Source organism: Bacillus thuringiensis (assembly GCF_022095615.2).
GTDB lineage: Bacteria > Bacillota > Bacilli > Bacillales > Bacillaceae_G > Bacillus_A > Bacillus_A cereus_AG.
On the sequence record NZ_CP155559.1, the window covers coordinates 2,268,206 to 2,290,791 of the forward strand.

Consider the following 22,586-nt stretch of genomic DNA (forward strand, 5'->3'; position numbering starts at 1 on the left):
TTTTCTGTTTGATGTTTATCGACCGACAGTCGGTCTAACTTACATGAAGGATGTGATTAAGTTGCCAACCAGCATAAAATCTTCTATGAAAGATTTTCACTTAATGGTGAGTGGGCAAATTATTACTATTTTGGGTTCAACACTTTTACGTTTTGCTCTGTCATTATATGTGCTAGATATAACAGGCCGTGCCGATATATTCGCAGGATTATATGCGGTAACGAGTATTCCGTTTTTGCTAGCTCCTCTTGGCGGAGCGATAGCAGATCGTTTCAATCGCCGTAACTTAATGGTCATTTTTGATTTTATAAATGCTACGATTGTATTAAGCTTTATAGTTTTATTATTTACTGGGTCTGTATCTATTCTATTGATTGGAACAATAATGTTTTTACTAGCGGTCATTAGTGCAATGTACGTACCGGTTGTAATAGCAAGTATTCCGCAATTAGTTCCTGAAAAAAAGTTAGAACAATCGAACGGTATCGTAAATGGTGTGCAAGCACTATCTAATATAGTTGCGCCTGTATTAGGTGGAATATTGTACGGCATAATTGGTTTGAAAATGCTCGTAATAATAAGTTGCTTCGCTTTCTTTTTATCTGCGATTTTAGAAATATTTATTACAATACCTTTTATAAAAAGAGCGCAAGAAAGCCATATCATACCGACAATTGTAAAGGATACGAAAGAAGGTTTTATATATGTTTTAAAACAGCCATTTATTTTGAAGGCTATGTTACTTGCAGCTTTACTAAACTTAATTTTGACACCGTTATTTGTTGTTGGAGGACCTATTATTTTACGAGTAACTATGCAGAGTAGCGATACGATGTATGGAATTGGGATGGGGTTAATTGATTTTGCAACCATACTAGGTGCATTGTCAATCGGTTTCTTTGCTAAAAAGTTACAGATGAAAACATTATATTATTGGATGCTTATTATAGCTCTATTAGTAATACCAGTAGCGTTATCAGTCACACCATTTATTCTTAATTTAGGACACTACCCACCATTTATCCTCTTTATACTTTCTTCTATTCTAATTGCAATAATCATGACAATTGTATCCATCTATGTAATTACTGTAGTCCAAAAGAAAACACCAAATGAAAATCTAGGAAAAGTAATGGCAATTATAACAGCGGTATCTCAATGTATGGCACCGATTGGGCAAGTTATTTATGGTTTTATGTTTGAAGAATTCAATATGAACATTTATTTACCTATATTAGCTATTAGTTTCATAATGATAATAATAGCGATAGTGACGAAGAAAATACTATGGAATGAAGGGAACTAGCTTCATATGATTAGGAGAATGTTAAAAAGAGATTTCTCTCAAAATAAAATGATAATTACCATTTTATTTATGTTTATCATGCTATCAAGTCTTTTAATGGCTAGTGCTTCAAGTAATGTTATAAATCTATTGAACTCAATGGAGAAATTGTTTAAAGTATCAAACGCGCCGCACTTCGTACAAATGCATGCCGGAGAATTAAATCAAAAGTCAATCGATTCATTTGTAGCGAAAACTCCTTTTGTAAAAAAACAGCAAACGGCTGAGATGATTCAAATTGACGGGTCTAACATTTTTATAAAGAAGAAAAATGAAGCGGAACATAATAGTGTAATGGACATTAGCTTCGTTAAACAAAATAGTAAGTTTGATTTTTTATTAAATCTAAATAATGAAGTGGTCGATGTTAGGAAAGGGGAAATAGGTGTACCCATTTATTATATGCAAAAATATAATTTGCGTATTGGAGATAAAATATGGGTTGTTAAAAATAATAATGAACTAGAATTGACTATTTCGTCATTTGTTCGTGATGTTCAAATGAACCCATCAATCGTTAGTTCAAAACGATTTGTAATAAGTGATGAAGACTTCGAAAGAATAAAGGGGAATTTTGGAGAAAGTGAATATCTTATTGAATTCCAGCTAACAGATGTAAATAAAATAAATGAATTTGAAAATCTATACGAATCATCGAACTTACCTCAAAAAGGTCCCTCTATTACGTATTCACTCTTTAAAACACTCAATTCATTAACAGATGGAATAATAGCTGCAGTACTTATCATAATAAGTGCATTATTAATGTTAATCGCAATTTTATGTATTAGATTTACGATTATGACTTCAATGGAAGAAGATTATCGGGAGATAGGTGTTATGAAAACTATCGGTATTACAAGTAAAGAGATTCAAAAATTATATGTAACAAAATATGTTGTTATTGCTGCTAGCGGATGTATATGTGGATATATTCTTTCATTATTTGTTACAAAAATATTTACCGCTAATATCTCACTTTATATGGGGACAGCAAATACAAGTGCTTTACATTTTGTTGTACCATTAATAATCACAACTTTGTTATTTCTAGCTGTTATCCTTTTCTGTCGTCTCATTTTGCGGAATTTCAGGAGAATTACAGCAATAGATGCTTTACGATCAAGAGATAATCTAGGAAAGAGGAAGGTGAAAAGTTCTTTTTCTCTTTCTCAAACTAAGATTACAAATATAAATATATTTATTGGTATACAAGATGTAGTAAAACGATTTAAGTTATATCGCGTATTAAGTATCGTTTTAATCATAGCCGTGTTCATGATTGTTGTACCTGTTAACTTTTTGTATACGATTCAGTCGCCGAAGTTTGTTAATTATATGGGAACGGGAAAAAGTGATATTCGAATAGATTTACAGCAAACTGAAAATATAGAGAAACGATTTAAGGATGTAATTTCATATTTACGAAATGATGATGAAGTAGAAAAATATGCAGCATTTGTAACGAGTACATTTAAAATGGTGACCGCTGATGGTACACATGAAAACTTAAATGTGGAAGTGGGAGACTTCACTCAATTTCCAGTAGACTATATGCAAGGTATGGCACCAAAAAATGAAAATGAAATTGCCTTTTCTTATATGAACGCAAATGAATTAAAAAAGAATGTAGGGGATGAAATCGTTTTATTTGTAGAAGGAAAAGAAAGAGTACTAACTATTAGTGGGATATATCAAGATGTAACAAATGGCGGGAAAACAGCTAAAGCCAGCTTCCCTTATAATAGCGAAAATATATTATGGTATGTAGTAAATGTAGATATAAAGCCTACTGTGAATTTACCAGAAAAAGTGAAGGAGTATAAACATAATTTTAGTTCTGCAAAAATAACAGATACAGATGATTATTTAACGCAAACTTTAGGAGAGACAATTAAACAATTAAGATTCGTGACTCAAGTTGCAATTTTAATTGCAATATTGATATCAGTTTTAATTACTGCAATGTTTTTTAAAATGTTATTGGCAAAAGACTCTTCGCAAATATTAATTATGAAAAGTATAGGCTTTTCTTACAAAGATATTCGTATACAGTATATAACTCGTTCTATTGTCATTGTATTAATAGGCATTGTAACAGGGACATTACTAGCTGCTACGTTTGGTGAAATGTTAGTAAGTTGGTTAGGCTCATTTATGGGAGCGGTTCATATAAAGTTTGTCGTAAACCCTATCGTTTCTTATATAATATGTCCAGCTATTTTATTTATATCTGTGGCTGCAACAACACTTTTCAGTAGTTTTACTATGAAACAAACAAACGAATTAAAACGAAATGGGGAGTAGGGGTTGTAACGTGAAAAAAATTTTAGAAGTAAAGCAGTTAAACAAAACATATTCAATAGATGGAAACGCAAATTATCACGTGTTAAAAAATATAGATTTAGAAATTTATGAAGGAGAATTTGTATCGGTCATGGGCCCTTCTGGTTCTGGGAAATCAACGTTACTATATAATATTAGTGGAATGGATCAAATGTCATCAGGAAGTGTGAAAGTTGATGATAACGAAATATCATGCATGAAAGAAGAAGCGTTAGCCAAATTGCGCCTTACTGAAATAGGATTTATTTTTCAACAGAGTAACCTTCTTAGAAACTTGAATCTATTTGATAATATCATCTTGTCAGCATATTTAGCGAAATGTGAGAGTAAGAAAATAGTAAATCAACGTGCTCTGGAGCTAATGGGGAAAATGGGGATAAGTGATATAGCATCCCATTATATAACCGAAGCATCTGGAGGGCAATTACAAAGAGTTTCTATTTGTAGAGCACTTATCAATAATCCAAATGTTATTTTTGCTGATGAGCCAACTGGTGCTCTAAATTTAAAATCAACAGAAGAGGTAATGCAAATATTATTAAATATTAATCGTGATGGAACGACTATTATGTTAGTGACACATGATGTAAAAGTAGCAGCGAAAACAGAAAGAGTTCTTTTTATGGCGGACGGAGAAATTATTAGTGATATACAGTTAGGTAAGCTTAGGAACGATGATTTAAAGGCGCGAGAAGAGAAGCTGTTAAACTGGTTAGCTATACTTGGATTTTAAAGAAAGAACTCCTATTGAATGTAGGAGTTTTTTCTTTGTTTGAAAGTTCAAAAAGATATATAATAATTTTCTGACTATTAGAATTTGGAGGGCTACAAATGAAAAATGAAACGTTGTACACGCAAGAAGATATTATTAAAATGCTTGATTCCTTATTAAGACCGGCAGAACCATTTTGGAATGAATTTTATGCGAATAGAGAAAAAGATGTTCCGTTTTTTGAAAATGTTCCAGATGAAAATCTAGTTTCATATATAGTAACAGGATGGGTTTCCAAAGGGAAAGTGCTGGAGCTTGGATGTGGTCCAGGAAGAAATGCTATTTATTTAGCGACTGAAGGGTTTGATGTAACCGCGGTGGATTTATCTATAGAGGGCATTAATTGGGCGAAAGAGAGGGCATTAGCAAAAGGAATAGAAATTGATTTTATTTGTGATTCGATTTTTAATTTAGAGGATCAAAATGATTTTGATTTTGTATACGATTCGGGCTGTTTACATCATATTCCACCACATAGAAGGATACATTATGTGGATTTAATTAAAAACGCGTTGAAATCAGGTGGTTATTTTGGAGTAACATGTTTTGCAGCAGGCGATTTAGATGAGCGAAATGGATCAGAAATAACAGATTGGGACGTATATAGAGGATGGAGTCTACAAGGTGGTCTTGCTTATTCGGAAGAAAAATTAAGAGAGATATTTAAGGGATTTGAAGTGATTGAAATTAGAAAGATGAAGCATATGGAACAACCAAATACTATGTTTGGAGAATCATTTCTTTGGACAGCATTATTTAAGAAGAAATAATAATGTAGATAATTGACAAACTCATCGTTTTTATAGACAATACATTTATAGGAATGTACGTTCGGTTTTTATTAGCCGATGTATGTTTTACATAAATACATAACAAGGGGTTGTGTCCATATGAGTAACACAAATCAAAAAATTACTACGTTTTTAATGTTTGAGGGCAAAGCTGAGGAAGCGATGAACTTTTATACGTCGCTATTTGATCAATCAGAAATTGTAAATATTTCTCGCTATGATGAAAATGGACCTGGTAAAGAGGGCTCTGTCATTCATGCGACTTTTACGTTAAATGGCCAAGAGTTTATGTGTATCGATAGTTATGTAAAGCATGATTTTACATTTACTCCAGCTATGTCTCTTTATGTAACCTGCGAGACGGAAGAAGAAATTGAAACGGTCTTTCATAAACTAGCGCAGGATGGAGCAATTCTTATGCCTCTAGGTGCCTATCCATTTAGTAAAAAATTTGGCTGGTTAAATGATAAGTATGGTGTGTCTTGGCAGTTAACGCTTGCTGAATAAAAAAGAAAAAGTGTAGCTTATTTGCTTAATGGATGCAGTTAAGAGCTTGAAAAATTAAATACTAATAAAGAAGGCGTTCCAACTTTCAACAGGTTTGGACGCCTTTTTTATTGACATGTCATTTTGGAGATTGTTAATTAATATCGTTTATTCTAAATGAATTGAATAGTCGTCGAATTTCTTGCTTATTTAGAATTTTTAAACAGTTTTACTTGTTTATTTGTTAAAATAAATATAGACAACTATGTATTTACTATCTGGTAGGTTAATAGAAAAAGGGAATGTATACATAGCTAATAATCTTACAATTAAATTGCAACTATATCTTTAGGAGGAATAATCATAATGGATACGACACAACAAAACAGTAATGCATGGGATAAGAAGGTTGAAGAAGGGGCTAGATACACGAAGCCTGTAAGTAGTGAGGTTATTGAAAAAAGTAAATCAGGCGAATGGGAGATTACAGTGACTACGGAAAAAGTAGTTCCTAGAGATTGGTTTCCAAAGTCATTAGATGGATTAAAGATACTTTGCTTAGCATCAGGTGGAGGACAACAAGCACCGGTTCTAGCTGCTGCTGGAGCAGATGTAACAGTTACTGATATATCTAAGAAGCAATTGGAACAAGATGAAAAGGTAGCACAGCGGGATGGTTTAACTTTAAAAACAGTACAAGGAGATATGTCAGACCTGAGTGATTTTGAGGAGGAATATTTTGATATTGTTGTAAATCCTGTTTCTAATTTGTTTGTAAAAGATATTCATCTTGTATGGAATGAAGTTTCCAGGGTTTTAAAGAATAAAGGCATTCTTATTTCTGGATTTACAAATCCGTTACTATGGATTTTTGATGATAACCAAGAACAAAAAGGTATTCTTGATGTTAAACATTCAATTCCTTCATCAACATTGGATTATTTACCAAAGGATGAAGTTCAAGATTACATCAATTCAAATCAAACAATAGAATATGCGCATACTCTAGAAGACCAAATCCAAGGCCAAATTGAAGCTGGTTTTGTTATAACAGGCTTTTATGAGGATGATTTTGGTGGAACAAGGATATTAGATAAGCATATTAAAACCTTTATTGCTACAAAAGCTATAAAGTTAAAGATGGATTAAGAATTTTGACTTGTCACAAGGGGTATTAGTCGAAGAAGGTTCTTAAAATAGTATACATAAGGAAAAGGATGGCGCTTTCCATCCTATTCCTTATGTATTTTGAGTGTCAAAACTATTCTCAAAACAAGTGTTACACTATCAATTGTATAATTAGGTTATGCTTTTTATATTAAGAATTTTGCTGGCCGAATCTTTTGCCCAGTTTAGCTAACAATTCTGGCTGATCCCCTTGGCTCATTACAACTTCAACAAAGATAAGCTGATCCTTATTAAAAGTTACTTTCGTTAAGACTTCTGCTAACTCTGTTTCATTTTCCACTTTACATGTTAGACTTTTTTCTTTCGATCCGAATACGTTCGCTAGTTTCGTGTAATCCCACATTTGTATGTCATTATACGGTTCGTTTTGGCCGTGAATTGCACGTTCAACAGTATATCCATTGTTATTGATTAAAAATATAATCGGTTTTAAATTTTGACGTAGTATAGTCGATAACTCTTGAACAGTGAATTGGAAAGAACCATCACCAATAATTAAAATGTTCCGCCTCGATAAATCAGCAAGCTGTGTACCAAGTAGAGCAGGTAATGTATAGCCGATCGATCCCCATAATGGTTGCGCTACATATGTAGTGTTGTTAGGTAAAGGGATAGCGGAACTACCAAAGAAAGGTGTTCCTTGCTCTGCAATTAAAACATCGTTTTCTTGTAAGAAATGGTATATTTGTTGCCAAAAACGTTTTTGTGTAACCATTTGAGCTTTTGGATTGAACTCTTCTGTCATAGATAGTGATTCTGAAATAAAGGGCTTAATTTCAAGTGTTTCCTCTATGCGATGTTCGATTAAATCACTTAATTGTTCTAAAACATCTTTCATTACAACTGGTCCATATGTTTTATCTATAATTTTCACAGTATAGGGATGGATTTCTATAACTTGCTCTTTCGTAAAACCTTGTGTGAAGCCGCCTGTAATAGTATCAGTTAACTTCACACCAATACTAATAATACAATCAGATGCATCAATTCTTTTTCGCAAGTACGGAGAACTTACATCACCAGTATAAACGCCTATAAATTGAGGTTGTTTTTCAGAGAATATTCCTTTTCCCATACTTAACGTTGCGATAGGAAACCCTGTTTTTTCTACGAATTGATACAAATATTCTTCCATATGGAAACGATCCACTTCAAAATCAGCTAAAATAACAGGTTTTTTGGCACTATTAATTTTTGAAGTTGCATGTAGAAGCATTTTATCTAATGCGTCTTTATTACTTACTATTGGATGATTTAAGATTGGTTCCGTAGGTTTATTAATTGGTTTATTATATACATCGATCGGTAAATTAATATGAACTGGACGTTTTTCATTCCAACATGCACGGAGTACTCGGTCAATTTCCTCAGCGGCATGCTCAGGAGTTAAATTTGTTTGTGCTACTGTAATTTCCCGATACATATTGGAAAAGTGATCGAACTTTCCATCACCTAACGTATGATGAACGAGTGCTCCATTTTCCATTACTGTTGTTGGTGGTGTCCCCGTGATTTTTATAACTGATACGTTTTCTGCGTATGACCCAGCAACACCGTTAATGGCGCTTAATTCTCCGACACCGAAAGTAGTAATAAGAGCAGCGATTCCTTTTATGCGAGCGTACCCATCTGCAGCATATGCAGCATTTAATTCATTACAATTGCCAATCCACTTTAAATTTTCATGTGCTACCACATCATCTAAAAAGGCCAGATTATAATCACCAGGAACCCCAAATATATGTTCAATTCCTAATTCGTGTAGTCTATCCAATAAATATGTACTTACAGTATATTGTTTTTTCAAATGAATCATCTCCTAATTATGCAATGAATGTTTCAATAGACTAAAGAAGTTCCAATGCGTTCATTAAAATATTGATTACTGGATTGTGGTATAATTTACATACAGGGGGAAAGTAGATGACACAACATAAAGAAGAACAGATGAATGAAGCATTAGCATTATTTTACTTTGCATATAAAACATTTACTGAAAAGCCAGATGAAATTATAAAAGAATATGGCATACAACGAGTACATCACCGAATTTTATTTTTTATCGCACGTTTTCCAGGGATAAGTGTAAATGAGTTATTATCACTGCTAGAAATAAGTAAACAGGCTCTACACGGACCACTACGACAACTTGTGGAAAAGGGTTTAATTGAGAGTAATGAAGCTACACATGACCGTCGTGTGAAACAGTTATCATTAACAGAAAAAGGTGCCGATTTAGAGAAAAAACTGAGCGATGTACAAAGACAACAAATGGGTACCATTTTTTCAAAATTTGGTGAATCGTGCGAAGAAAATTGGCATCAAGTTATGAATGAAATGGCAAATAGCCGTTCAGGTCATGATGCATGGATATCGAAAAGAGAAATTCCAGTTGATCAAAAATAATGAGAAATAGGCCTTTCTTTATAGTTTGAAAAAGAAAAAATTTTATCCGTACATATGGCAACTATGGATTGATCGTAGAGTGAATGGATAAAAAGATACATTACTAGATACTTTATACGTGTACGCAATGGAACAATAAAATTCACATTTCCGAGAGGGGAATTATTATGATAAAACTTGTACTTATTCGTCACGGACAAAGTTTATGGAATCTTGAAAATCGCTTTACTGGTTGGACAGATGTAGATTTATCAGAGAATGGACTAAGTGAAGCGAGAGAAGCAGGAGCAATATTAAAGGAAAACGGATATACTTTTGATGTTGCTTATACATCTGTATTAAAACGAGCAATTCGGACTTTATGGATAGTCCTACATGAAATGGATCTTACTTGGGTGCCTATACATAAATCGTGGAAATTAAACGAAAGACATTACGGAGCACTGCAAGGATTGAATAAAGATGAAACTGCGAGAAAATATGGTGAGGAGCAAGTTCATATTTGGAGAAGAAGTATTGATGTAAGACCACCTGCTCTTACTGAGGATGATCCTAGATATGAAATGAATGACCCTAGATATAAAGCACTTAAAAAAGGTGAGTTTCCATTGACAGAATGTTTAGTGGATACGGAGAAAAGAGTACTTGATTATTGGCATTCAGAAATTGCGCCATCATTAAAAAATGGTGAAAAGGTAATTATTTCATCGCATGGTAATACGATTCGTTCGCTAGTGAAATACTTAGATAACCTTTCAAGCGATGGTGTTGTTTCATTAAATATTCCAACGAGCATACCACTTGTTTATGAATTAGACGATGATTTACATCCGATTCGTCATTATTACTTAAGTATGGATGGAGAAGTACCTGAAGGGGAAATTCCAAAACATATTTCTTTTTAACATGAAAATTTGAAACGCATGCTTGTCTACATATACAATGTAGATTCATGATAAAAGACGTGGCACCTTCTAATATATATGCGATGTAGCTAAATTTAGAAGCTTGTCCACGTCTTTTGTCATAAAGAGAGCAGCTTGCGCATGTAATGATATCGTGAGTAGTTTTTGAATGGAGGGTGATGTGATTAATGATCTCTAACATTCGAATTGGCTTATTTGTTTTAGTGATTGTCTTTGTAGTCCTTGTTTTCTTTTATTGGAAAAATGAGGAGTTGTACGAGGAGAAAAAGCAGCGTATTAGAAAGACTTGGTATGGTTTGTTTATCATATCTGTCACTGTGTATTTCATGATAAAAGGAATCGATTTAACCCTCTGGAAAAATCTTTTGATGTTTACTGCAATGGTTATTTTTGTTGATATTGCGTTCATTTTAACACCTAACATTTCAGAAATATGGGGTGCGAAATTTAGCGATATTGGCAAGACAGTTCAATCAATAAAACGATCATTAATTGCATCTAAAGCGAGAGGAGAAATATACACGACAATTATTCAAAATGTTAATCCATCAGTATTTGGTACGATGGAATGGCATACGGAAGAGGAATATACAAAGAGCTTAAATGCATTTTTAGATTCATATGGGGAAAAGATTGGTGCGAAAATTGTTGTTTTTGAAGCCGCGAAGGAATTAAATACAAACTTTCGTGGTATTCGCTCGCAATTTAGTATTATCGTTCCGTTAGAACATATCGAGCAATTGAATGAGCAGAAAGCGGTGCAAGTAGAAAATGTCGGGATTATACCAGCAAAAATAGTAAGTGACGTTTTCATTATTATTGATGGAAAGAAAAATAACCTGCAAGATCGGGATTTTGAAAATGTATATAATTTAACAATACATCATAGTTATTTTAGTAAATAAGGACAGAATCTTTTTCTGTCCTTTTCTTCTATACATAAATTAAAAACAAAATCCAACAAAGTTGAATAAAATTGGACAATCATTCCTACACTAGCATGTAGAGGTGATCGTAGTGGTAAAAGATTATGACAATGATTTTTTTAAAGAAGACAATGAAGATACAACAGATTTCTCTTTAATAAAAGGAGATACTTTGCAGCAAGTAGAAGAATTAGAAGAAGAATTAAAAAGAAAATCATAAGTGTACACTCTTTCTACATTTTCTATATAATATAAATAGAAGATTGTATCTTTTTGAAAAGGGGGAGAAGAGATGGCTGAAGTCAATGTACAAAAGTCTTCGTTTTTTAAAGCAAAAAAAGAAGAATCAAATACAGATTTCTCTCTTGTGAAAGGTGCATTAACGGAAAATATAAATCGGTTAGAGAAATTAATGAATAATAGTACTTCAAAATATATGAAAGCAAAAAAAGAGAAAGAAAATGCATAGTGCATTTTCTTTCTCTTTTTTTATACGATTAAATAGTTAACGAATGGATTTTAAGGTATGAAATAGAAAGGGAAAGTAACGAATCATGCTATAATGATAGAAGACTTACATATTATTTTGTCATTTTGAGAGGAGCTTAAAAATGTATTCTACTTTAGAACAATTAACAAAGCACCCTGTATTTTATCATTTTGCAGAAATTTCAAAGATTCCTAGAGGATCGGGTAATGAAAAGGAAATTAGTGATTATTTAGTTGGCTTTGCAAAAGAGCGTAACTTAGAAGTGATTCAAGATGAAGCAATGAATGTCATTATTAAAAAAGACGCAACTGCTGGCTATGAAAATGTACCAGCTATAATCATTCAAGGTCATATGGATATGGTATGTGAAAAAAACCAAGCAACCGTACATGATTTTGAAAAAGATCCAATTGAATTACGAATTATTGGGGATATGTTATATGCAAATCAAACAACGTTAGGTGCTGATAACGGTATTGCTGTTGCATATGCAATGGCATTATTAGATTCAAAAGATATTCCGCATCCAGCACTTGAAGTCGTTATTACTACTGAAGAAGAAACGACAATGGGCGGGGCTTTCGCTGTTGACCCAAATCATTTTGAAGGAAAAATCTTTATTAATATTGATTCTGAAGAAGATCATAAATTACTTGTAAGTAGCGCAGGTGGTGCGAAAGCTGTTGAAACAATTTCAGTGATTTGGGATGAAGCGCCAGCGAATATGGATGCATACCGTCTATATGTTGGTGGTCTAAAAGGCGGACATTCTGGTATGGAAATTGATAAACAACGCGGTAATGCGAACAAAGTATTAGGACGAGTATTACATGATTTATCAGTAAATATTCAATTTGATATAAGTGAAGTTCACGGCGGATTAAAAACAAATGCAATTCCGCGTGAAAGTGTAGCTACAATTGTATTACGTACAAAAGATGTAGAGAAGGTAGAAGAAAAACTAGAATCTTGGACAAGAGTATTACAAGAAGAAATGCGTGCTGTTGATCCAGATGTCCACGTTACACTTACAAAATTGGATGAGAAAGTAGAAAAAGTATTTGCTAAAGAGATACAAAAGCAACTTATTTCATCATTATTCTTAATTCCAAACGGCATTCAAAGTATGAGCATGGATATTAAAGGATTAGTAGAAAGTTCAACAAATTTAGGCGTTATTGAAACGTTACAAGATGAAATTAAATTACGTAACGAAGTGAGAAGTTCTGTAAGTAGTTTAAAACAACATGTTGCAGATGAAATTAAATGTATTGCCGAATTAGTTGGTGCAACATTTGAAATAGAGTCAGAGTATCCAGAATGGCCATACAATCCGAATTCACAAATTCGTAATTTATTTGAAAAAGTGCATCAAGAAAAATACAATAAAGATGCTGAAATCTTCGCTGTACACGCAGGTATTGAATGTAGTGCATTCGTTCAAAAGATGCCTGACTTAGATGCAATTGCATTCGGTCCAGATATTTTCAACGTTCATACTCCAGATGAACATATTAGTATTTCTTCTGTTGTGAATAACTGGGGATTCTTTATTGATGTAATGAAGGGTACGAAAGAATTAGCTAAATAATATTGATGAAATGAAAAGTAGCCTATAAAACTTTATAGGCTACTTTTTTGTATTGATCTTTATTATGAGTTTTTTGTTGATAGTTTTGTTCTTATTTCTAGAGGAGATTGTACCAAAGATTGATCCTGATATTGCTCCGATTAAAGTCATAAAAATTGCACTCCATGCTGCAAATGACATTATTACACCTCCAAATAATACATTATTGTTTCTTAGCCTTTTGAATAGAAATGATAATTGCAACAACTATTAAGAAAATAAGAGGAGACCAAGAAAAGAAAGACATGTAATATTCTCCTTTCAATATTAATTTTATAAATTAGTATAAATAAATTATCGCATTTTTAAAGAGTAAACATATAGAATATGCAATATTGCATATTGAATGGTAAAACTTATAGAAGTGGAAACAGTTATTGAATAAAAATGCTAATTTATAAAGAAAGTAAGAATTTTTTAAACCTTAAAAAGGGCAAACAATCAAAAAGCTCCTCTATCTTATATAAGGTAGAGGAGCTTTGAAAATGGTTTTTGTTTAAAAAAATAGTATCCAATATTTATTTACTGGTGAGATAAACGTAAATTATTTTGAGATTTTAAAGCTGCCCCCATAATAATAATTTTCTCCAAGTTTCATAACAGCTACATATGTTCCTGGATTATAAGCCTTAGTAATAGGTGTTACAAATCTACCATAATTATGTTTTAAACCTGAGTCATAAATCGTTTTATATCTATGCAAGTTTATTTCATCATCTTCATTTCCACTCAATTGATATATTTTTACAATACCAGTATCTTTACCACCAGTATATATAGTAACATCGAATGTATCTCCATGTTTTAAGTCACCAACTGCTAACTCTTCTATAAAATCTGCATTATGATGTAATAAAAAATAGCTTTGCCACCGCCAATTATCTAAAAATCGTGATTCTTTTTGTGTAAGTTGCGATTCAGCAGACACAGGTGGGAGCGTACCAATTGTATTCGAAAATAAAAATCCTCCAACAGTCAATGCACCAATAATTGTTGATTGCCTTAAAAGTTTCATGTTCTAAACCTCCTATTTACTTAAGGATTCAGAAATCGTTTTTGTGAAAAACTAGCTGTGAAATCTAATGGATGATAATATCTTCTATAATCATATTAACATTTATTGATTTATCAGACAAATTAATTAATAAATAATAAAACTATATCGGGGGAGTTAAGGCTAATATAAGAAAGAAGCGAGATGTATAGCTAAGAAATCTGTATTATATGTAATTGGGATTTGTTATTTGAAAACTCGATTGTTTTAATGCTGAAATTTTAATTCATTCTTTAAGTTTCAGTACATAATTTTACAATTTGACTTATGTAATTTATCACGTTATGATTTTTTTATTATAAAAGAAAGGCTTGAATATAATGATTCGTCGTTTGAGAAAGCTAAAAAATGTAGCAGTCGTAGTAAGCTTCTAAGTAAATAGCAAAATATATAATACTTAGAAGCGAGGAATAAAGTTATGAAGCATCCATTATTTAATCATTGGTCAGAAACAAAGTATATAAAAGATATAGTAACAAATCCACTTATTGAGGTAGGAGAGTACTCCTATTATTCAGGTTATTATGGTCATCAAAATTTTGAAGATGGCTGTGTAAGGTATTTGTGGGGGGATGCTAAGTCCCGAGCGCTGTTCAATCCAATTGAACAGATGGGATGGCATCTTGATAAACTCATTATTGGGAACTATGTTTGTATTGCGAGTGGAGTAATCATTTTAATGGGTGGTAATCATAATCATCACTCAGAATGGATTACAGTATATCCATTCGCTGAGCAAATTGAATATTCATATGAACCGAAGGGTGATACAGTCATTAAAAGTGATGCTTGGATTGGAATGAATGCTATAATAATGCCTGGCGTTACAATCGGTGAAGGTGCAATCGTTGCAGCAGGATCTGTCGTAAGTAAAGATGTTCCGCCGTATACAATAGTTGGTGGAAATCCTGCTAAGGAAATAAAGAAACGATTCACTGATACAGAAATGAATATGCTAATGGAAATGCGTTGGTTTGATTGGGATAGAGAATTAGTTGAGAAGGCAATGCCGCTTTTATCTAGTTCATCCATTGAACCATTATTTGCTTTTTATAACAATGAAGTGAAAAATAAATAAATCAGTTAGAAAAACTACATCCTAAATAGGGTGTAGTTTTTTATTATTTGTACTAGAAATAATCACTCTGTTATGGTCTAGTTTTTATAAATTATCTTAAGAAAAATTAAGAAATATAACCAGTGGTTCTTAATATGTTTTATTTATAATTCAAATGATTGAACAAAATTGTTTCTTCATTTTCCCTTCAAGGTTTTCCATCACGAAGTATTTGCTAGGAAGTAGAAAAAAGCTAGCACATATATTAGAAATTTCAGCGATATTCCAAAAGTATTCACCTGAAGTATTTGGTGGACAGCAACATTTGCACTTATGCATAAGCTGGGCATTATATAGTTTATAAAATCTGCAGCAATGATTCTATTTTTGAGATAGCGAAAAGGTTTTTTTTTATGCAATTCATTTTGTTTTCTTAACAAAATACCTAATGCTTTCTTATCTAAATAGGAACAAATTTATTACTTAGATTGTCTATTACGTGTATTCCTAAAAATGGATGTCCAAATTAAATACTATTTATCCGGCTTGATATCTATTTTTATGTATTGCAAAAATATGAAAGGACTTATTATTTTAAAAAGTAAAAAGATATATATTAGTGGGGTGCAAGTTTAATACTTTTACAGATGGGGCATTGCAAGTGGAAACGAAAAAGAAACAACCCAAACAGTAGCTTATCAATCATAGAAACGTAGGAGGATATATATGATAAAACCAGTCGTAGACATAAAAAACATTCAAAAAGTGTACGGTAAAAAAGGTGAGAATGAATCATACGCATTAAAAGGTGTTTCATTTTCGATTCAAGAGGGGGAGTTTGTAGGAATTATGGGGCCATCTGGTTCTGGCAAAACAACATTATTAAATGTAATTTCGACTCTTGATAAAGCGACAGATGGCGTTATTGAAATTGCAGGAACGGATATTACGAAAATGAAGCAAGGTGAGCTTTCTGATTTCCGTTCGCAAAAGTTAGGATTCATTTTCCAAGACTTTAATTTATTAGAGAATTTATCTATTTACGAAAACATTGCACTTCCATTATCTCTTCAAGGTGTCCCATCACGCAAAATTGGGCCGAAAGTAGAGAAGGTAGCTGATATGTTAGGAATCTCAGCAATACTTCAAAAATATCCATCTGAAGTATCTGGTGGGCAGAAACAGCGTTCAGCAGCAGCGCGTGCTTTAGTGCATGATCCTGCAATTATTTTAGGGGACGAGCCAACAGGAGCTCTTGATTCTAAAAATGCAACAAGTTTACTTAATGCCATGACAGGTTTAAATAAAGAGCAAGGTGTATCCATTATGATGGTTACGCATGATCCTTACAGCGCAAGTTACTGTCAGCGTATTTTATTCATTCAAGATGGTGAGGTATATAAAGAAATTCATCGCGGTGGTACCCATGAAGAATTCTATAAAGAAATTTTAGACGTGCTTGCAAACTTAGGCACACAAAAAGCGTAAGGAAGGAAGTTCAATCATGTTATTTAAACTTTCTATGTCAGGCCTAAAAAGTAATTTGCAAGATTACATTGTTTTACTTGTTGGTCTTATTGTCTCCATTTCAACTTTTTATATGTTTCAAACGCTAGCATCCAATAAAACGTTCCTTGAATCTAACTCTTCTATTAGGGATATTGTGTCTGTATTTAAAATTGGTTCCTTTTTGTTAGCGGTTATCACATTTTTCTATATTTTATATGCAAATTCTTTCTTATCAGCTCTTCGTCAAAAAGAATTTGGTATGTATATGATGTTAGGAGCAAAAAAGCATAAAGTTACCTTACTTATGTTTATCGAAACAATCGTATTAGGCGCTGCGTCTCTTGCAATCGGTATTACAGTTGGTGTAGGACTTGCAGAAGGTATCGGTCACCTATTAATGAAACAACTCGAATTTGCTGGTGAAGGTTATAAAGCATTTTATCTGCCATCAATAATTATTACTTGCGTCTTCTTCTTTGCACTATTTATATTATCAGCAATTATGAATAGTATTAAATTATCGCGTATTTCTGTACTGCAACTTGTACATGCAGATGCACAAACAGAACGTGTCGCCGTAAAAGGAAAAATGACCGTTGTAGTTGCATTTCTTGGTATTCTTTTATTGGGTATTGGTTATGCATCACTGATCTATATGTCATATGCAAATCCGCTAATTGGTCTGGGTTTAATGGCAGTTGGATTAATCACAGCAACCGTTGGTACTTACCTTATATTTGGATCACTTCTCCCAGTTATGATTAACAAGCTAAAGAGTAATAAAAAGCATAGTGAAAAAGGCCTAAATGCTTTTACTTTTGCACAATTAAATTTCCGCATTAATGGTCTAACAAATGTGCTTGCAACAGTAGCAATCTTAGTGGCTCTTGGTGCTGGTGGAATTGCTTGTGGTATGGCATTTAAAAACAACATCTTAAACATGACAAATCAAATGCGAATTTACGATTCAGTCATTCATAATCCAACAGCAGAAGAAAAGACAATTTTGGATAGTATCTTATTTCAAGAAAAACTTGAATATCATTACAAAGTGGATGATAAGTATGTTTATTATCTTAAAGAAGATTTAGAAAAAAATCGCCCTTTCCTGCAAGGTATGAAAATAGAGAAAGTTTCAGAGGAAATACCCATTGGTGCATTTTCAATAAAGTGGGTTAAAGGAGAGATGAACACAAAACAATGGATCCAGGCTTTCAGAACGATCCAGTCAAATTATGTGTATCCTGATTATGAAATAAAAATTGTAGATCAAAACATCTACGATGAGTTGAAGGGTAAAGAAAGTACTGTGTTTATGGGGAAAACAGATGATTTTGGATCATACATAAAAGAATGGAAAAAACTTGATGAATTACAGATAGCAAAATATAAAAATGTAAAAGCGGAAGAATTGGATAGTAAGTATCAAGCGTATATTGTGAGTCATGATTTTGCCAGCGGACTAATGTTTATGGGTTTTTTCGTTGGTGTTGCATTTTTAGCAATGATGGCAAGCTGCTTAATGTTTAAAATTCTATCTGGTGCATCCAAAGATAGTACACGTTACCAAATGCTTCGTAAAATCGGTGTTCGCCGGGAGTTATTAATACAATCGATTTATAAGGAGTTATTCTTCGTATTTTTAGTCCCAGCAATTGTGGGTATTGTTCACATATTAGTTGGTATGAACATGTTCAGCGTTCTTTTGGCTGATCCGTACTTTCGTATTTGGCTACCAATTATTATTTTCGTAGTGATTTACTCGATTTACTATTTGATTACAGTTCAATTGTACAAAAGAATTGTACTTCCGAAAGAAGGTTAATGTAATAATATTATGTATACTAAATATTGACATAATTGCCCTCCGTTATGCTGAAATGAAAAAATACTATGTAAGCAAAATAGAAAATGAATTTGAGATACAAATATGCAGCAATGAGCGGCAGAAAGTGTTAGAAGAAAAGTAAATACAAGTAGGGGGGCATTTCATCTATAACTTACAAGAAGATATATATAAGCAATTAAAAGAGAAAAATACTATTCTTTCTATATCTTAATAATGAAGGGGCCAGATAGCATCGTTCCTACATTGAGTACTAATTTATCCTCATTTGTAGGAACGATTGCACTATCCCTTACAATAAAATTGAATTATCATCCAATATAAATTGTTAACTACAATAACTACCTTGTATTCATGGTATCTATTGTAGTTATTATTTTAAATTAGGCCTGCACCAAAAAAGTGTTAATTAAAATAAAACTTGTAAACCTTATTCATCATAAGGATTATCGTTTTAGAAAAGGAGTGTATGTTGAAAAAATTTTTAAAGGTAATATTCATCTTATTAGTAATATTTATAGGAAGTATGTTGGGAAGCAGAATTTTAAATAAAACATATCATACTGAGTTTAAGTCTTTAGATAACACAGATCAAAACATGTTAAAAGAATTATCTACTATTTATAAGAGCTTCGAAGAATCGAGTGATAAACTTTGGGATGAAGATTATCGCTTCGAAAAAATGCCATTGGTTCTAATACGTAGTAATAAAGATGGGGGATTCTTTAGACAAGAAGCTTATGCAGTTAATGTAACGGGATTAGAAAATAGTATTTTTGCAAAAGAAATAAAAGTTCCCAATTCTCTGCATTTACCTAAAGTCTATCGCTTAACTCGTTTTGATTTTAGAACAATTTCTACCTGGATTCCTTGGAACTTTGGGACAATAAATATGAACGATATGGATGTATTTTATTTGAAATATTATCCTAAAATGTTTAGTAATCCAGATTTATATTTTGATTTTTCGTCTTTCTTATTACATGAAGCTTTTCATGCTTATAAACAAAAAGATTGGACATATGATGCAAATGGTGGAGAGTTTATTTACGAATATCCGATTAATAAAGAAAATTACGCGCTAATGGGATTAGAATTTAAGTTATTAGATAAAGCGATGATTGATACGAACCCAGAAAGTATTAATAAGGTATTATATGATTGGACAATTGTACGTAACTATCGCTTGAAAAAATGGCCTCAATTAATTGGAGAAACAAAAACGGAAGCGATAGAAGGTTCAGCACGATACTTAGAGTATCGATATAGTAAGTTAACTGGTGGAAATCTTATGGTACTTGCAAAGAAACAGAAGCCATATCATGTTACTTTTATGGAGGCGTTCAACTTTATTGCTAATGGACAGGCAGAATCTCCAAAGTTTTTAGAACGGAATATGAAATATGAGACTGGTTCAGCGCTTGAATTAAGCATGGATAAAGCAAATATACCATGGAAAGAAGCTATTGAAGATAGTACAATCAAACAAGGAAAGACACCATATGAAGTATTAAATACGTACTTTAATATAAATAATACACCCACAATTGAAAATAAAATTAAAGAAATTAAAGAGAATAATGACTATGAAACACTTTTAGAACAAGGAGAAAAACTGGTGAAAATAAGTAACAAGTAAAAAATGAGATTTGAAAAAGAATATCCTTTAAGATCGTATTGAAGAGGATATTTTTTCTTTTTATAAGTTATATAAAATAATGATGTAATAAAAAAATTAATTAAAATAAGGAGTCATAAAGCAATTATTTTTTATTAAAAGTTAAATTTTATGAAGAAAAAAATATAAATTGTAAATGGATCTAAAGAAAATTGTAAGACGTTATCTTTTATACTGATTATATTATTTTTGTTCTTTCAATTACAGGTTTACAAAAAGGCGTATAAAAATGTACCACATGCTTATGCCTTTAGTTGTTCAATACGAGAAAATTGTGGAGGAATTATATGGAGTCAAAAATTCTTATTGTTGATGATGATAAAGAGATTAGAAATCTTATCTCTGTATATTTGGAAAATGAAGGTCTGAAAACTCAAAAGGCAGAAGATGCTATTGAAGCGTTAGAACTGTTAGAAGAAAAGCGATTCGATCTTATTATTTTGGATGTTATGATGCCAAATATGGATGGCATTGAAGCGTGTATGAAGATTAGGGAAGAAAGAAATATGCCTATTATTATGCTTTCTGCAAAATCAGAGGATATAGACAAAATTCAGGGTTTAGCCTCTGGTGCCGATGATTATTTATCAAAACCGTTTAATCCGTTGGAGTTAATCGCTAGAGTAAAATCCCAATTAAGAAGGTTTAAAAAATATAATACAAATGCAGATAATGATAAAAGAATACTAGAAATTGGTGATTTGACTGTAAATACAGATACACGTCAAGTATGGATAAGAGGCACGGAAGTAAGGCTAACTCCAAAAGAGTTTGATATACTCGAACTACTTGCTCGTAACAAAGGGATTGTTCTGAGTGTTGCAAAAATATATGAAGCAGTTTGGAAAGAGGTTTTTTATAAATCGGATAATACCGTCATGGTACATATTACAAAAATAAGAGACAAAATTGAAGAAGATTCTAAACATCCAATTTATATTAAAACTATTTGGGGGATTGGGTACAAAATATGAAGAAGGTTAGGTTTAGAAATAAGATAATTATAAAACTTCTTGGTGCTGTTGCAGTTAGTTTTTTTGTTTCGTTTGGTTTAACAATCCTCACTTTTATATATATCATAATTCCATTAACTCTAAATCACTATTTTGATAATCTTAGTGCATTTGAAAATAATATGCTTACATTTCTTATATTCGCGTTAGCGATCTTTACTTTTATAATCATTTTTTTAATATTGGTTCGAAAGAAAATAGTATATTTGAAGCTCATTTCTGATAATGTGAATGATATTGCTAATGGAAAACTGGGTTTGACAATTGAGATCGAGGGAAAAGACGAATTGACTCAACTTGCTCAAAATATTAATTACATGTCCAAGGAATTGGAGAATACATTTGAACAGGAAAGACGATTGGAACGTACAAAAAATGAACTCATAACCAACGTATCTCATGACTTACGCACACCATTGACATCTATTATCGGTTATGTAGATTTATTAAAAAGAGGGCAATACGACAGTAAAGCACAATTACAGGAATATCTCGAAACCACTTATTTAAAATCACAGAGATTGAAATATCTAATTGATGAATTATTTGAGTATACCCGTTTATCAGACAACGATGCCAAGTTAAACTTTAATGAAGTTGATTTATCTGGTTTATTGGAGCAAATAGTTGGGGAATACACTCCTATATTTGAAAAGGAAAGTTTAATTGTTCAAAAATCAATAACGGAAGAATCAATACCTATTTTCATGGATGTAGAAAAAATGGTACGTGTTTATGAAAATCTGTTTATGAATGCGATAAATTACAGCATGAAGCCATCCGAATTATCAATATGTCTTGATGTAATTGATAATAAGGCAATTTTGAAAGTATCAAATAAAGCTGAGAAACCACCTGTTAGCGATCCAAATAAATTATTTGAGAGATTTTTCAGAGGTGATAAGGCAAGAAAAGATAATCAAGGAAATGGACTGGGACTTGCTATCTCAAAAAGAATTGTTGAACTTCATAATGGTAATATACATGCAGAATATAAAGAAGGTTGGATATCCTTTATTGTTGAACATCCGATTATGTAGAATGGCTTATGGAATGAAAGGTTCCATAAGCTTTTTTTTAAAACTTAAGAAACTTTTTAATTTAATAATTCAAATAGGTCATT

The 22,586-nt window shown here is 32.2% G+C and carries 21 protein-coding genes; 18 read left to right on the forward strand and 3 right to left on the reverse strand.

Annotated features, from left to right (window positions below; all coding sequences use genetic code 11):
- Positions 1 to 43 precede the first annotated feature (43 nt).
- From KZZ19_RS11660 to KZZ19_RS11685, 6 genes are all read left to right on the forward strand, one after another.
- Positions 44 to 1,306: an MFS transporter gene (locus KZZ19_RS11660; protein ID WP_265413067.1), complete on the forward strand. Its 1,263-nt coding sequence runs from the start codon at positions 44 to 46 to the stop codon at positions 1,304 to 1,306.
- 6 nt (positions 1,307 to 1,312) lie between these two features.
- Positions 1,313 to 3,652 carry an ABC transporter permease gene (locus KZZ19_RS11665; protein ID WP_237981135.1) on the forward strand — a complete coding sequence of 780 codons (2,340 nt, stop codon included), beginning with the start codon at positions 1,313 to 1,315 and terminating at the stop codon, positions 3,650 to 3,652.
- Positions 3,653 to 3,662: 10 nt separating this feature from the next.
- Positions 3,663 to 4,424 (forward strand): ABC transporter ATP-binding protein, encoded by a 762-nt coding sequence (locus KZZ19_RS11670; RefSeq protein ID WP_237981136.1) that lies wholly within the window; start codon positions 3,663 to 3,665, stop codon positions 4,422 to 4,424.
- 98 nt (positions 4,425 to 4,522) lie between these two features.
- Positions 4,523 to 5,233: a class I SAM-dependent methyltransferase gene (locus tag KZZ19_RS11675; protein ID WP_237981157.1), complete on the forward strand. Its 711-nt coding sequence runs from the start codon at positions 4,523 to 4,525 to the stop codon at positions 5,231 to 5,233.
- A 120-nt stretch (positions 5,234 to 5,353) separates the two neighbouring features.
- Positions 5,354 to 5,761 carry a VOC family protein gene (locus tag KZZ19_RS11680; RefSeq protein ID WP_237981148.1) on the forward strand — a complete coding sequence of 136 codons (408 nt, stop codon included), beginning with the start codon at positions 5,354 to 5,356 and terminating at the stop codon, positions 5,759 to 5,761.
- A 345-nt stretch (positions 5,762 to 6,106) separates the two neighbouring features.
- Positions 6,107 to 6,889: a class I SAM-dependent methyltransferase gene (locus tag KZZ19_RS11685; protein WP_237981149.1), complete on the forward strand. Its 783-nt coding sequence runs from the start codon at positions 6,107 to 6,109 to the stop codon at positions 6,887 to 6,889.
- Positions 6,890 to 7,058: 169 nt separating this feature from the next.
- On the opposite strand, the gene KZZ19_RS11690 is transcribed toward KZZ19_RS11685, so the two are convergent.
- Entirely contained in the window at positions 7,059 to 8,744 is a 1,686-nt protein-coding gene (locus KZZ19_RS11690) for an alpha-keto acid decarboxylase family protein (RefSeq protein ID WP_237981150.1), read from the reverse strand.
- Positions 8,745 to 8,851: 107 nt separating this feature from the next.
- On the opposite strand from KZZ19_RS11690, the gene KZZ19_RS11695 reads away from it, so the two are divergent.
- The 6 genes from KZZ19_RS11695 to pepD all read left to right on the forward strand — a co-directional run bounded on the left by KZZ19_RS11695 (position 8,852) and on the right by pepD (position 13,267).
- Entirely contained in the window at positions 8,852 to 9,334 is a 483-nt protein-coding gene (locus tag KZZ19_RS11695) for a MarR family winged helix-turn-helix transcriptional regulator (protein WP_237981151.1), read from the forward strand.
- 167 nt (positions 9,335 to 9,501) lie between these two features.
- Positions 9,502 to 10,239: a 2,3-diphosphoglycerate-dependent phosphoglycerate mutase gene (gpmA, locus tag KZZ19_RS11700; RefSeq protein WP_237981152.1), complete on the forward strand. Its 738-nt coding sequence runs from the start codon at positions 9,502 to 9,504 to the stop codon at positions 10,237 to 10,239.
- Between the two features lie 188 nt (positions 10,240 to 10,427).
- Positions 10,428 to 11,165: a type II toxin-antitoxin system SpoIISA family toxin gene (locus tag KZZ19_RS11705; protein ID WP_098342467.1), complete on the forward strand. Its 738-nt coding sequence runs from the start codon at positions 10,428 to 10,430 to the stop codon at positions 11,163 to 11,165.
- A 112-nt stretch (positions 11,166 to 11,277) separates the two neighbouring features.
- Positions 11,278 to 11,406, forward strand: coding sequence for a hypothetical protein (locus KZZ19_RS11710; RefSeq protein ID WP_000237818.1), 129 nt, complete (start codon positions 11,278 to 11,280; stop codon positions 11,404 to 11,406).
- 72 nt (positions 11,407 to 11,478) lie between these two features.
- Positions 11,479 to 11,655 (forward strand): stage II sporulation protein SB, encoded by a 177-nt coding sequence (gene spoIISB, locus KZZ19_RS11715; protein ID WP_237981153.1) that lies wholly within the window; start codon positions 11,479 to 11,481, stop codon positions 11,653 to 11,655.
- A gap of 142 nt (positions 11,656 to 11,797) precedes the next feature.
- On the forward strand, positions 11,798 to 13,267 hold the full coding sequence (pepD, locus tag KZZ19_RS11720; protein WP_237981154.1) for a beta-Ala-His dipeptidase: 1,470 nt from the start codon (positions 11,798 to 11,800) through the stop codon (positions 13,265 to 13,267).
- Positions 13,268 to 13,306: 39 nt separating this feature from the next.
- Here pepD and KZZ19_RS11725 read toward each other — a convergent pair whose 3' ends face one another.
- Together KZZ19_RS11725 and KZZ19_RS11730 are read right to left on the reverse strand one after the other, a co-directional pair.
- Positions 13,307 to 13,513 carry a hypothetical protein gene (locus KZZ19_RS11725; RefSeq protein WP_237981155.1) on the reverse strand — a complete coding sequence of 69 codons (207 nt, stop codon included), beginning with the start codon at positions 13,511 to 13,513 and terminating at the stop codon, positions 13,307 to 13,309.
- A 337-nt stretch (positions 13,514 to 13,850) separates the two neighbouring features.
- The gene (locus KZZ19_RS11730) at positions 13,851 to 14,321 is read right to left on the reverse strand and encodes a DUF5065 family protein (RefSeq protein ID WP_098342463.1); all 471 of its coding nucleotides are present in this window, start codon (positions 14,319 to 14,321) and stop codon (positions 13,851 to 13,853) included.
- A gap of 457 nt (positions 14,322 to 14,778) precedes the next feature.
- On the opposite strand from KZZ19_RS11730, the gene KZZ19_RS11735 reads away from it, so the two are divergent.
- The 6 genes from KZZ19_RS11735 (at position 14,779) to KZZ19_RS11760 (ending at position 22,503) form a co-directional block, all read left to right on the forward strand.
- On the forward strand, positions 14,779 to 15,438 hold the full coding sequence (locus KZZ19_RS11735; RefSeq protein ID WP_098342462.1) for a CatB-related O-acetyltransferase: 660 nt from the start codon (positions 14,779 to 14,781) through the stop codon (positions 15,436 to 15,438).
- Between the two features lie 705 nt (positions 15,439 to 16,143).
- Positions 16,144 to 16,905, forward strand: a complete 762-nt coding sequence (locus KZZ19_RS11740) for an ABC transporter ATP-binding protein (protein WP_348638037.1) — start codon at positions 16,144 to 16,146, stop codon at positions 16,903 to 16,905.
- Between the two features lie 16 nt (positions 16,906 to 16,921).
- A complete protein-coding gene (locus tag KZZ19_RS11745) occupies positions 16,922 to 18,751 on the forward strand; it encodes an ABC transporter permease (protein WP_348638038.1) in 1,830 nt (609 codons plus the stop codon).
- A gap of 493 nt (positions 18,752 to 19,244) precedes the next feature.
- Positions 19,245 to 20,411 (forward strand): hypothetical protein, encoded by a 1,167-nt coding sequence (locus KZZ19_RS11750; protein WP_237982772.1) that lies wholly within the window; start codon positions 19,245 to 19,247, stop codon positions 20,409 to 20,411.
- Between the two features lie 326 nt (positions 20,412 to 20,737).
- Complete coding sequence (locus KZZ19_RS11755) at positions 20,738 to 21,424, forward strand: response regulator transcription factor (RefSeq protein WP_098342458.1); 687 nt, start codon at positions 20,738 to 20,740, stop codon at positions 21,422 to 21,424.
- A complete protein-coding gene (locus KZZ19_RS11760; protein ID WP_098342457.1) occupies positions 21,421 to 22,503 on the forward strand; it encodes a sensor histidine kinase in 1,083 nt (360 codons plus the stop codon). The genes KZZ19_RS11755 and KZZ19_RS11760 overlap by 4 nt, the downstream gene beginning before the upstream one ends.
- The last annotated feature ends 83 nt before the right edge of the window (positions 22,504 to 22,586 follow it).